Origin of the sequence: Neobacillus vireti, from assembly GCF_001026695.1 — a bacterium.
GTDB lineage: Bacteria > Bacillota > Bacilli > Bacillales > Cytobacillaceae > Neobacillus > Neobacillus vireti.
Genome location: NZ_LDNB01000015.1, coordinates 137,897 through 151,112, shown reverse-complemented (window position 1 = coordinate 151,112; position 13,216 = coordinate 137,897). Strand labels below are relative to the sequence as shown.

The following is a 13,216-nucleotide window of genomic DNA, read 5'->3' as shown; positions in this document are numbered from 1 at the left end:
TGTGAATATTATTATTAGTAGCAGTGAACGGTGATAACCGTTATTTTTTTTAAGTTGGAGGATTATGTTCTCAAGCTGGGTGGTACCGCGTTAAAATAACGTCCCTGCATTTTTGCAGGGACGTTTTATTATGGATTTGGAGGGATAGTAAATGGATTTATTACAGGATTTAGCATGGAGAGGGATTATTTATCAGCAGTCAGACGCCGAAGGGTTAAAAGAGCTTCTAGATACAGAGAAAATCTCACTATATTGCGGTGCCGATCCGACGGCGGACAGTTTGCATATCGGGCACTTGGTACCGTTTTTGACATTGAGAAGATTTCAACAGCATGGTCACCGACCTATCGTATTAGTCGGCGGTGCAACAGGGTTAATTGGTGATCCAAGTGGAAAGAGTGAAGAGCGCAATCTTCAAACCCTTGAGAAGGTACAAGAAAATGTTGCCGGCATCCAAAAACAGTTAGCGGCAATTTTTGAATTTGAGGGTGAAAATGGCGCGACAATGGTGAATAACTACGATTGGGCAGGATCGATGGATATCGTTACTTTTTTACGTGACATCGGCAAGCATATCGGTGTTAATTATATGCTCGCTAAAGATACTATTGCCTCAAGGCTTGAAACAGGTATTTCTTTTACTGAATTCACCTATACCATTTTACAAGCAATGGATTTCAATCATTTGTACCAACACCATAATTGTAAACTGCAAATCGGCGGCAGTGACCAATGGGGTAACATTACCTCCGGGTTGGAATTAATTCGAAAAATGCAGCCTGAAGGGGCAAAGGCCTATGCTTTAACCATTCCGCTCGTGACAAAAGCGGATGGGACAAAATTTGGCAAGACAGAGGGCGGCGCTGTTTGGCTTGACCCTGAAAAAACTACACCATATGAGTTTTATCAGTTCTGGATTAATACGGCCGATGCCGATGTTATCAAATACTTAAAGTTTTTTACTTTCCTTTCACATGAGGAAATCGAGAAATTAGAAACGGCTGTTGCAGAAGAACCGCATCTCCGTAAAGCGCAAAAGGCATTAGCAGAAGAGATGACGCGTCTTATCCACGGCGAGGACTCATTAGAGCAGGCGATTAAGATTTCGCAAGCATTATTTAGCGGTAATGTGAAGGAGCTAACAGCTGCAGAGATTGAACAAGGCTTTAAAGATGTTCCGGCCTATGAGTCAGCTGATGAGGAAAACCTGGTCGACCTTTTAGTTGCGGCAAAAATTTCGCCATCGAAGCGCCAGGCGCGTGAAGACATTACCAATGGAGCGGTCGCAGTAAATGGTGAGAAAGTAACGGACACCAACTACAGCTTGGTAGAAACGGATAAAATCGAAGGAAAGTTTACCATCATTAGAAGAGGAAAGAAGAAATATACGTTAATTAAATATTAATTAATCAGGGCTTTGGATTTCCAAAGCTCTTTTTTACTAGACCTTCTTTAATACAAAAACCCCCGTGCCAAATTGGAACGGGGGTTTTCTGAAAGATTAACGTGAGTAGAACTCAACGATGAATGTTTCGTTAATTTCAGCAGCAAGCTCAGAACGCTCTGGTAAGCGAGTGAACGTACCTTCTAATTTGTCAGCATCGAACGATACATAATCAGGAATGTAATTCGTTACTTCGATTGCTTCTTTAATCACATCAAGGTTACGTGATTTTTCACGAACGCTGATTGTTTGACCAGGAGCTACACGGTATGATGGAATATCTACGCGAGAACCATCAACTAAAATGTGACCGTGGTTTACTAATTGACGAGCTGCACGACGAGTGCGGGCAAGACCTAAACGGTAAACTAGGTTGTCAAGACGTGATTCAAGAAGAATCATGAAGTTTTCACCGTGAACGCCGCTCATTTTGCCAGCTTTAACAAAAAGGTTGCGGAATTGACGCTCAGTAACTCCGTACATGTGACGAAGTTTTTGTTTTTCTTGTAATTGCAATCCGTATTCAGAAAGCTTTTTGCGTTGGTTTGGACCATGTTGTCCAGGAGCGTAAGGACGCTTTTCTAATTCTTTACCTGTGCCGCTTAGAGAGATTCCAAGACGACGAGAAATTTTCCAGCTAGAGCCAGTATAACGAGCCATGAATGACTCCTCCTTCGTGTTTTTATTTTGGTAAAATAAAAACCGTTAAGAAACACAATAACAGTCATTTTGTTTTCATGCACCATCGCCCTAGCAGCGGAGGGTTACTCGATGCACCATCACAAAGATGTGAGGAACAAAATGAAGCAATTAAGTTTATTCTTATAGGCTGCAATATTTTACACAAAGAGTATTATATAATTTTTATTCCCATTTAGTCAAGAATATTTTTGCCTTCTTTAAGATTGTCCTCTATCAAATAAAATATTTAGAAAAAAGTAATAAATTATTCAAAAAAACCTTCCAAAAGCATGCCATTATTAACTATAATTGGTTTGTGATGTATATATCTGGAAGCAACGGTAGAATGATTGAATGCTTTTAAAAGGAGATCTAATTTTGGAAGAAAATAAATATAAGAAATTATTTCATATAACCGAAAAACTTCATTCGTCCCTGGATGTGAATAATCTGTTAGGTGAATTATTCGTTATTCTTCAAGAAGTATATCCTGACTTTTCGTATTACTTACTTCTTTCACAGGATACTCACAGCCACAATGACCTTCCGATTATTGATCTTGACTATGATAGTGAAAATTTGACAGCGATTAATGCCTATGTATCGGGGGATATCCAATTAGAGAATTCCAATGTTGGCAACCATGCCATTCTCTATGCACCATTAAAAGGGAGACAGGGGGTATACGGTGTATTGCAGATAATTGCGCCAACTTCTTCAGAGTTTCCCATTAATGAGGTAGAATTTATTACATTATTAGCAGGGTGTGCGGGAAGCGCGTTAGAAAATGCTCAGCTTTACCAACAGTCAAGGAGAGCGGTATCTGACTTACAATTAATTAACGAAACCTCGCACCGTTTAAATTCTAACCTGCGGTTAACCGAGACCATGACATTTATGTCGGAACAAATCAAGACTTCATTTGATGCGGAAGAAGTTGGTTTTTTTCTATTTTCCCATGATCAAGGAAAGGTGAGAGTACTTTCAGGCTCCACTCCTTATTTTTTCAGCAAACAGGCTAGAACCTATATTGACTACATAAAGGAAAAGATTCAAAAAGGAAGCGGCCCACTGTTTATTGGAGATATAAACCTTCCAAATATAACGAGCTTTCATTCCATAATGGCCGTACCTATGATTCAAAGACAAAAATTAAAAGGGTTTTCGATTATTATGCATCAAATGCCTTATTTCTTCTCATTCGAGACCTTTAAGCTGCTTCAATCACTATTACATCATTCATCATTAGCCCTTACCAATTCTTTGCTTCGAGAGGAATTGGAAACATTGGTCATTACCGACCATCTTACAAAGCTCCACTCTCGGAAGTTTTTGGATGAAAAAATCCAGCGTTCGATGAAAATGGATGAAGAAGGCACCTTTATTCTCATTGATATTGATAATTTCAAAGAAATCAATGATACCTTTGGACATCAAATTGGAGATGAATTGCTTATTCAGCTAGCCGATTTAATTAAACGGAACATTCACGGACGGGATATAGGTGCCAGGTGGGGCGGGGAAGAACTGGCCATCTATCTACCGATGGTTCCCTTGACCACCGGGACAGCAATAGCAGAGAGATTAGTTGAAAAGGTTTCAGAAAGCACGAATCCGCCTATTACAGTATCATGTGGTGTTTCTTATTGGAATAAAGACCACCTTGATTCTTATCAATATTTATTTAAAAGAGCGGACGAAGCTATGTATACCGCCAAAGAAACAGGAAAGAACAAGGTTATAATCCAAGGAGACTATATAACGGTATGCTAGGCGCTCATTTCTATGGGTGCCCTAACGATATGTCGGCAATGTCATATTTTATCAGTAATCTTGGTAACGCTCACAAATGGGAGGAATTCACATTGGAGAAGAAGAAGTCGCGGTTTGAAACGGAAGTTATTCATGCAGGCTATTCTAACGATGAACACCAGGGGAGTTTAGTTCCGCCCTTGTATCAAACATCAACGTTTACCTTTGCAAATGCTGAACAAGGGGAAAGAAGGTTTGCCGGAAAGGAAGAAGGCTTTATTTATTCCCGTTTGGGCAATCCAACCGTGAAAATACTTGAAAACAAGATAGCCGTTCTTGAAAAAGGAGAAGCAGCGTTAGCTTTTTCGTCAGGGATGGCTGCCGTAAGTGCTGTACTAATGGCCTTAACAAAAACGGGTGATCATATCCTTTGTTCTCAGGGAGTTTATGGTTGTACATTTGGGCTGATGGAACTGCTAAAGGATAAATATGGAATTGGACACGACTTTTCGCTAATGGATTCAAAAGAAACACTAGAAAATGATATTTTGCCTAATACAGCTTGTATTTATATCGAAACGCCAATAAATCCTACGATGAAGCTTGTCGACCTGGAGATGGCTGCAAGGATAGCGCGTGAAAAGGGAATACCAGTTGTTGTAGATAATACCTTTTGTTCACCGTATTTACAAACGCCAATCGTATTAGGCTGTGATATTGTTATTCATAGCGCAACAAAGTATATATGCGGCCATGGAGATGTCATTGCCGGGCTGGTGATCGGAAAGAAGGAATTTATTGAAACTGTGTCCCGAACGACCCAAAAGGACATTGGCGGCATTATCTCTCCCTTTGATGCTTGGCTATTGTTAAGAGGAATAAAAACACTTCCAGTTCGGATGGATCGCCATTCAGCAAATGCAGCTCATCTGTTTGAATTTTTGAGAAAACACGAAAAGGTCGACTCTATCTATTTTCCAGGCGATCCCGAACATTTGGATTATGGGATTATGAAAAAACAAATGAAACAACCAGGGGGACTCATTTCTTTTACAATAAAAGGAACAAAGGAAACTGCTCAAAAGTTTATCAATCACTTACAACTGATAAAAATTGCAGTTAGTCTTGGCGATGCTGAGACATTGATTCAGCATCCCGCAACAATGACTCATGCAGTTGTCCCTGAGGAAGAACGGAGAAAAATGGGAATTGAGAATACCCTGCTCCGTCTCTCGGTTGGCCTTGAAGCATGGGAGGATATTAGAGAAGACCTAGAGCAGGCATTTGATAAAATATAACGAAAAACTCGCCGTGAGAGGCGAGTTTTTTTATAAGTGTTCGATAAGGACAGCTGTGAATTCTTCGAGCTTTTGTTGATCCAGTTCATCAAAGCGGTTTGTTTCTGGTGAATCGATATCTAATACACCAATTAATTGGCCGTCTTTTACTAGTGGAATGACGATTTCGGATTGGGAGGCAGCGTCACAAGCGATATGGCCTGGAAACTGATGTACATCTTCAACACGAATCGTTTCCTGTTTCAAGGCAGCGGTACCGCAAACCCCCTTGCCAACAGGAATGCGGATGCAGGCAGGAAGCCCTTGAAATGGTCCCAGTACTAGTTCTCCATTTGTATCCATTAGATAGAATCCGACCCAGTTAATGCGATCAAGAAACTGATTCAATAGAGCAGAAGCATTACTGAGGTTAGCAATTTGGTTTTTCTCGTCATGAATAAGTGCATGCAATTGCTTTTTCGCGAGCTCATAATTTTCTTCACGGTTTCCGGTATACATTTCGACGTTAAACATGGTATTTCTCCTTTTTTCTTATACTTTATTAATTATCTTATCAGAAATAGAAGAAAATGAGCAGACTTTGTCGATATTTTCATGAAGGAATCAGCAGGGACACAAAGAATCATTATTTAAGGGATAACTGAAGGGGGCGAATGAATGAAGGAGAATGCAAAAGAAGCAATTGTTAAGGCTGCTATTTCGTTGTTTAATTCAAATGGGTATTCGGGAACGTCGATTAGGGATATTGCCAGTTTAGCAAATGTAAATCCAGCAGCTATTGCCTACCATTTCAAGAATAAAACAGGTTTGTTAGAATTTTGTTTTATGCATTTTTTTGAACAGTACATCAGCAAAATAGAAGAAGCATACGCTTTCATTGATCGAGGGGCAAAAGAATGTTTAAAGCGAATTGTAGCAGATTTGCTCTTTTATCAGAGTGAAAATATTCAGTTAACCAGCTTTGTATATCGGGAGATGTCGATAGAATCACAAGTTGTCAGAGAAATCATGTCAACATATTCATTGAAGGAAAAATACTATTTCCAGAAGATATTTGAAAGGGGCTTCGAATGGAATGAATTCCGCCCACACTCCATTCCCTATTTAATAATCCAGCTAAAAGGCCTATTGATGATGCCATTTATGAACACAAGTTACATGAGAGAGGTCTTGTACGTTTTTCCAAATGAGCAGTTCTTTCAGCAAAAATATTTAAAAGATATTCACTTATGGATTGATAAAGCCCTCTGCTCGGACATACCAATAAAAAAGGGAGCAATAATAAAATAGCGGAAATCGCTATTTTTTTTTGGCAAAAATGAGTTCAATTCTAGAAAAAGTAAGGATTTTAAACAAACGATAATTTTATTTTACAAAAAAATTGAAAATTATAGTCAAAAATTGTCGTTTACATGGTATCATAAAGGCATTGAAGCGAAACTTAACTAATTAATATAATAGATGAAAATCATATAATTGAATCAATGTTTTTGGATATAGGGGGCTTACAAGTGATTAGCTATTTCATTGGATTTTTCATCCTCGTACTTGCCTTATTTGTATGGGGATATTTAATAAAGAAAAAATATTTTAAAGAAATGGACCGGTTGGAAGCGTGGAAAATCGATTTAATGAACCGGCCAGTACTCGATGAAATGTCGAAGGTAAAGCAGTTAAATATGACTGGCCAAACGGAAGAGCTTTTCGAAAGCTGGCGGAATAAATGGGACCATGTTGTTACCGTACAGCTTCCTGATTTAGAAGAGATGCTTTTTGATGCAGAAGAGTACATAGATCGGTATCGATTCAAAAAAGCGAAAGATGTCCAACAGGCAATTCAAGCTAAACTACAAGAAACAGAGGAACAGATAAAAAGGATATTGGAAGAGCTGCATGAGTTAGTTGGCAGTGAGGAAAAAAACCGGGTTGAAATTGAGGAGCTAAAAGAACTCTATCGAGAATCGAAGAAGATGCTTCTGGCACACCGTCACAGCTTTGGTAATGCTGAGAAACGCTTAGAAGCGCAGCTTAGTGAAGCGGCGCAAAAATTCCAAGAATTTGATGAAAAAACCGAACTCGGTAATTATCTTGAAGCACGAGAAGTGGTTTTACTAATGCAAAACCAGCTTGGAAAGATTAAAAAACATATGGATTTGATTCCGCAGCTCTTAATTGAATGTCAATCACTACTTCCTAATCAGCTGGCCGAGTGTTTAGACGGACACCGTGAACTGACAGAACAGGAATATTATTTAGATCATTTAAATTTAGGTACGGAAATTAAGCGTTTGGAAGAAAATCTTGCCGAGAATTTGCGATTAATTGAAGCAACAGAAATTGAACAAGCAGAGGAAGGAATTAAGGAAATAAAACAAAGAATTGATATCCTTTTTGACCACTTAGAAAAAGAAGTTCACGCAAAGCATTATGTAGCAAAGAATGAAAAGGTAGCCTATGATCTTCTAACTGCTGCCCAGGAGGAAAATGAAAATCTTTCAAATGAAATAATCCATGTTCAGGAAAGTTATCAGTTATCTGACAGTGACTTTGAAACACAAAGGAATCTTGAAAAGGAACTTGGCACTGTTTATAAACATTATGATATTCTGATTGAAAAAATAAAATTGAATACAACAGCCCAAAGCGTGATTGGCGAGGAACTAAGTGCAATTAAAGAACAGCTGGATATCATCCGCGAGGGGCAACAGGATTTTGCATTAAAACTCCAAGCGCTCAGAAAAGATGAATTAGAAGCAAGGGAAACAATTAAAGAGCTTACAAAAAAGGTAGGAGAAACAGTTCGGTTTGTTTCTAAGAGTAATGTCCCTGGACTGCCTGCTGATTATAAATATTTATTAGAGGATACAAATGAAAGTATTCAAAATGTTAGATATCAGCTGGAAGAAAAGCCATTAAATATTTCTGCCCTCAATCAGTACTTAGAAATTGCCGAGTTAACTGTTGAAAAACTTGTGAATACTACCTTTGAAATGATTGAGAATGTCACGCTTGCTGAGAAAGCCATTCAATATGGCAATAGGTATCGCAGCCGTTATCCTTCCATTGCAAAAGGATTATCAGAAGCAGAAATAGCATTTAGACAATATGATTATCAAGAAGCTTTGGAACAGGTCGCAGCCTCATTAGAGGGAATCGACCCGGAAGCCTTGAAAAAAATAAAAGCTAGTATTGAAGCGTAATAACAAAAGGAAACTCGCCGCCGGCGAGTTTTCTTTACTTTTTCAATTCAACAAGTTTATGTTAAGATTTATTTTTGAAAGTGCGATTTTCTTGGAGGAGTAAGAATGATTTATTTTGATAATAGTGCAACAACTAAACCATATAAAGAGGTATTAGACTCCTTTCTGACGGTTTCTAGTGAATATTTTGGAAATCCCTCCTCACTCCATGGTTTAGGGGGGCAAGCCGAAAAGCTCCTTTCACAGGCGAGGGAACAAGTGGCCAAGCTGCTGGCAGTGAAACTGTCCGAGATTTATTTTACCTCCGGCGGTACTGAAGGGAATAATTTAGCGATAAAAGGTGCTGCATTGTTAAATAAGAATCGAGGCCGGCATTTGATTACATCAAGTGTTGAGCACCCATCGGTAAGGGCAGCAATGGAGCAGCTTGAGCAGGAAGGCTTTGAGATAACGTATTTGCCTGTTGACGCGACGGGAAGAATTTCAGCCGCTGACGTTGAAAAGGCAATCAGAAAAGAGACCATCTTAATCTCGATGATGCATGTAAATAATGAAGTGGGAACTGTGCAGCCGATTGAAGAGGTTGGAAAAATAGTGAAAAATTATCCAACCATTTTATTTCATGTCGATGCAATTCAAAGTATTGGTAAAGTTCCCTTTTCTTTAACCGAAAATAACATAGATTTTTGTTCTATTTCCGGGCATAAATTTCATGGTTTAAAAGGAACAGGTGCCTTGTATATTCGTGAAGGTGCAAGAATTGCTCCATTATTTTCCGGAGGCAGTCAAGAACGAAAAATGCGGAGCGGCACCGAAAATGTAGCGGGAGCAGTTGCGCTTTCAAAAGCACTTAGAATGACGATGGAGAAAAGTGCAGCAGGTACCGAGAGAATGAAGAAAATCCAGAGCATGTTAAGAACAGGGTTGAATAGAATCGAAGGGATCACCATAAATACCCCCATTGAAAATGCAGCACCGCATATTTTAAATTTTTCACTAAATGGGTTGAAATCAGAGGTGTTTATCCATGCACTTGAGCAGCGGGAGATCTTTGTCTCGACGACAAGTGCCTGTTCTTCAAAAAAGAAATCACCAAGTAAAACGCTTCTCGAAATGGGTGTCCCAGAAAGTGCGGCTGAAAGTGCCGTCAGGATAAGCCTTTCTTTTGATAATACGGAAGCTGAGGCGGCGACCGTTATCGAGGCGATTGAAAAAACGGTAAACCAACTACGAAAGGTTATGAATTAAATGAACTATGACCGTATACTAATTCGTTATGGAGAAATATCAACAAAAGGCAGAAATCGCAATAAATTTGTTGAAAAGTTACGAAAAAGTGTAAGAATCGCTCTTGCTCCCTTTCCGAAAATAAAAGTAGAGGCAAGCCGCGACAGGATGTATGTGTTATTAAATGGAGAAAATGGTATAGAAATCATTGAAAAATTACAGACTATATTTGGGATTCAGTCCTTCAGCCCGGCAATAAAGGTAGCTAGAGATGTGGAATCGTTAAAACAGGCCGCACTTCAATTAATTCAAACCCTCTTTAGGGAGGGACAAACATTTAAAGTAACCACTAAAAGGTCTGATAAAACATATGAACTAGATACGGATGGTGTCAATCAAACGATTGGGGCACATTTATTAAAAAATATTCCCGGCATAAAAGTAGATGTAAAAAATCCTGATATTAATTTGCGGGTTGAGGTCAGAAAGGAAGCCATTTATCTATCGTGCGAAACCATTCAGGGTGCCGGCGGTCTTCCCATTGGCTCAAGCGGCAAAGCAATGCTAATGCTTTCTGGCGGCATTGATAGTCCGGTTGCTGGCTTTTTAGCAATGAAGCGCGGTGTTGAGATTGAAGCTGTTCATTTTTTCAGCCCTCCTTTTACCAGCGAAAGATCAAAGGAAAAGGTTATTGATTTAACGAAGAAGCTGGCGGAGATTTATGGTTCAATCACTTTGCACGTTGTACCATTTACAGATATTCAACAAACCATACGCGAACAAATCCCGGAAAATTATTCGATGACAACAACCAGAAGAATGATGCTGCGAATCACGGATGAAATTCGGAAGAACCGTGAAGGGCTGGCAATTATAACGGGAGAAAGTCTCGGGCAGGTGGCCAGTCAAACGCTTGAAAGCATGTATACGATTAATGAAGTGACGAATACGCCTGTATTACGCCCATTGATTACGATGGACAAGACAGAGATCATTAAGATTGCACAAGAAATTGATACGCTGGAAATATCAAACAGGCCATTTGAGGACTGCTGCACCATCTTTGTTCCAGCCTCCCCAAAAACGAAACCCAAAAGAGAAAAAGTAAATCACTATGAAAGCTTTTTTGATTTTGAACCAATGATTCAAACAGCTGTCCAGGAGATCGAAACACTTGTGATTAAATCGGACACTACGGACACCGAAAAGCAATCAGAATTTAATGGGTTATTTTAATGGTTTGTTAAAGTCATTGTTGATTTATAACTAAGTTGATTGGAGCGGAAGGCGCGTAGACTCCTGCGGGAGTACGGGGCAGGGGAGACCACGCAGGCGCCAAAGCGCCGAGGAGGCTCCCCGGCACGCCCGCGAACCGCTCGCGCCTGAAGCGGAAATCAACAGCCTAATTTAACAGGCCATGTTAATAAAGTAAATTTTGAACTTTTTGTGAACAATTACCAGTTGTGAGATAGAATGAAGCTCTTCAATTTTACACATTCTATACTCACAAGGAGGTGATATCACATGGCAGGCAACAATTCAAATCAATTATTAGTTCCTGGTGTTGAACAAGCTCTTGACCAAATGAAATATGAAATTGCAAACGAATTTGGTGTAAATCTTGGAGCAGACACTACTTCACGCGCTAACGGTTCAGTTGGTGGTGAAATCACTAAGCGTTTGGTTCAAATGGCTGAGTCTCAATTAGGCGGCGGATTTTCTCGATAATAAAAAATAAATACAATGGCTACAGAGAGTGCGGAGGGTTCCCTCCCACTCTTTTTTGTTTTCGTTTTTATAAAAGAGGTATATAATTAGCATCAGGTACTAGGAGTAAATAAAAATTAAATCATATTTTAAAATTTTTATTTAATTCTGTATAATTAAACTAATAGAAATATATCGAGGAGGAGAACCATGAAACGCGAAGAATTAATTGCACCTGAAAAGTATAATCTTGTTTCTGAAATGGAGCGTTTTGCTAAGGAACCGAAAAGAGTAGCATTAAAATGGGAAAATGAGGTAGGTGAAACAAAACAAGTTACTTATGAGAATCTAATGAAGCAGGTTAATCAAGCGGGAAATGTTTTCTCCCAAAATGGTTTAAAAAGGGGCGATGTCGTTCTTATTATCGTTCCACGTCTTATAGAAGCGTATGTTGTTTATTTGGCAGCTTTAAAAGCAGGCATGGTTGTAATTCCAAGCTCAGAAATGTTAAGGGAAAAAGACTTGCAGTACCGTATTACTCACGGTGATGTTAAAGCAGTAATAAGTTATTATCCATATGTTGATCAATTTGAACATATTACCGAAACACAACCTCTGATTAAATTTACGATTGGAGCAGAGGAAAAAGGCTGGATCTATCTGGATGCTGAAATGGAAAAAGCTAGTACCAAATTCGCGATTGCTGATACGAATAGCGATGATATGGCCTTTTTATCTTATACTTCTGGAACAACAGGCAATCCAAAAGGTGTTGTCCACACACATGGCTGGGCGTTTGCTCATTTAAAAACAGCGGCACCCAAATGGCTTTGTATTGAAGATGGAGATACGGTTTGGGCAACCGCAGGTCCTGGCTGGCAAAAATGGATTTGGAGTCCATTCTTGTCCGTTCTTGGCTCCGGGGGTACTGGCTTAGTCTACAACGGAAAATTTAATCCGAAAAAGTATTTAAGCCTGCTCCAAAAATACGATGTCAACGTCCTTTGCTGTACGCCTACGGAATACCGGTTAATGGCAAAGGTTGACAACCTCGATGAATATCAATTGCCATACCTGCATAGTGCTGTCTCCGCAGGTGAACCGCTTAATCGAGAGGTTATTGATATATTTAGGAAGTATTTTCATATCGATGTCCGTGATGGCTACGGTCAAACAGAAAATACCTTACTTGTCGGTGTAACAAAAGGAATGGAATTGAAATCGGGTTCAATGGGTAAACCGACACCGGGGAACAGAGTAGAAATCATCAATGATGAAGGCCGGGTATGTGCCGTTGGTGAAGTGGGAGATATTGCCGTTCATGTGGAAACACCAGCGTTATTTAAAAAATATTATAAAGATCCGGAAAGAACAGCGATGCAGTTCCGCGGTGATTACTATGTAACTGGCGATAAAGCCAAGATGGACGAGGATGGATATTTCTGGTTTGAAGGACGTAGTGATGATATTATTATCAGTTCCGGCTACACGATTGGACCGTTTGAAGTTGAGGATGCGTTAGTTAAACATCCGTTTGTAAAAGAATGTGCGGTGGTGGCAAGCCCTGATGAAATTCGCGGTTTTATTGTTAAAGCGTTTGTGGTCTTAAAGGAGGAAGTCGACTCTAATGACCCTGACTTAACGAGAAACCTGCAGGATCATGTCAAATCCCTTACAGCACCATATAAGTACCCAAGAAGAATCGAGTATTTGACTGAGCTTCCAAAAACAACCTCAGGGAAAATCCGCCGGATTGAACTGCGGCAAAAAGAAATGGCATCAGTGAAACAAGTATAATTTTTATATGAAGGCAGGCGGTGCTTACCGTCTGCTTGTTTATTATCGATTTCAGAGTGCCCGTCGAGGTGAAAAAAGCGAGTTAACGGGCACTGTGGCTGAAGTGCCCG

General features: G+C 39.6%; 11 protein-coding genes and 1 other annotated feature (1 of these 12 only partly in view). Of the genes, 9 read left to right on the top strand and 2 right to left on the bottom strand.

Annotation, left to right across the window (positions count from 1 at the left end; genetic code table 11):
- Window positions 1-109, top strand: a binding site (T-box leader); it begins 113 nt to the left of the window's first position.
- 42 nt (window positions 110-151) lie between these two features.
- Window positions 152-1,405, top strand: a complete 1,254-nt coding sequence (gene tyrS / locus AA980_RS19930; RefSeq protein WP_024030758.1) for a tyrosine--tRNA ligase — start codon at window positions 152-154, stop codon at window positions 1,403-1,405.
- 96 nt (window positions 1,406-1,501) lie between these two features.
- Here the strand turns inward: tyrS and rpsD are convergent, their stop codons facing one another.
- Entirely contained in the window at window positions 1,502-2,104 is a 603-nt protein-coding gene (gene rpsD, locus AA980_RS19925; protein ID WP_024030757.1) for a 30S ribosomal protein S4, read from the bottom strand.
- 399 nt (window positions 2,105-2,503) lie between these two features.
- Between rpsD and AA980_RS19920 the strand changes: the two genes are divergently transcribed.
- Both AA980_RS19920 and megL read left to right on the top strand, forming a co-directional pair.
- The gene (locus tag AA980_RS19920; RefSeq protein ID WP_024030756.1) at window positions 2,504-3,898 is read left to right on the top strand and encodes a sensor domain-containing diguanylate cyclase; all 1,395 of its coding nucleotides are present in this window, start codon (window positions 2,504-2,506) and stop codon (window positions 3,896-3,898) included.
- Between the two features lie 92 nt (window positions 3,899-3,990).
- Window positions 3,991-5,175, top strand: a complete 1,185-nt coding sequence (gene megL, locus AA980_RS19915) for a methionine gamma-lyase (protein ID WP_024030755.1) — start codon at window positions 3,991-3,993, stop codon at window positions 5,173-5,175.
- Window positions 5,176-5,205: 30 nt separating this feature from the next.
- On the opposite strand, the gene AA980_RS19910 is transcribed toward megL, so the two are convergent.
- On the bottom strand, window positions 5,206-5,688 hold the full coding sequence (locus AA980_RS19910) for a GAF domain-containing protein (protein ID WP_024030754.1): 483 nt from the start codon (window positions 5,686-5,688) through the stop codon (window positions 5,206-5,208).
- 144 nt (window positions 5,689-5,832) lie between these two features.
- Here AA980_RS19910 and refZ point away from each other — a divergent pair, with 144 nt between their 5' ends.
- The 6 genes from refZ (at window position 5,833) to mbcS (ending at window position 13,106) form a co-directional block, all read left to right on the top strand.
- Window positions 5,833-6,465: a forespore capture DNA-binding protein RefZ gene (refZ, locus tag AA980_RS19905; RefSeq protein WP_024030753.1), complete on the top strand. Its 633-nt coding sequence runs from the start codon at window positions 5,833-5,835 to the stop codon at window positions 6,463-6,465.
- A 221-nt stretch (window positions 6,466-6,686) separates the two neighbouring features.
- On the top strand, window positions 6,687-8,375 hold the full coding sequence (ezrA, locus tag AA980_RS19900) for a septation ring formation regulator EzrA (RefSeq protein ID WP_024030752.1): 1,689 nt from the start codon (window positions 6,687-6,689) through the stop codon (window positions 8,373-8,375).
- Window positions 8,376-8,480: 105 nt separating this feature from the next.
- Window positions 8,481-9,623, top strand: coding sequence for a cysteine desulfurase family protein (locus AA980_RS19895; RefSeq protein ID WP_024030751.1), 1,143 nt, complete (start codon window positions 8,481-8,483; stop codon window positions 9,621-9,623).
- Window positions 9,624-10,838, top strand: a complete 1,215-nt coding sequence (thiI, locus tag AA980_RS19890; RefSeq protein ID WP_024030750.1) for a tRNA uracil 4-sulfurtransferase ThiI — start codon at window positions 9,624-9,626, stop codon at window positions 10,836-10,838.
- Between the two features lie 288 nt (window positions 10,839-11,126).
- Window positions 11,127-11,330: an alpha/beta-type small acid-soluble spore protein gene (locus tag AA980_RS19885; protein WP_024030749.1), complete on the top strand. Its 204-nt coding sequence runs from the start codon at window positions 11,127-11,129 to the stop codon at window positions 11,328-11,330.
- A 189-nt stretch (window positions 11,331-11,519) separates the two neighbouring features.
- On the top strand, window positions 11,520-13,106 hold the full coding sequence (gene mbcS / locus AA980_RS19880; RefSeq protein WP_024030748.1) for an acyl-CoA synthetase MbcS: 1,587 nt from the start codon (window positions 11,520-11,522) through the stop codon (window positions 13,104-13,106).
- The last annotated feature ends 110 nt before the right edge of the window (window positions 13,107-13,216 follow it).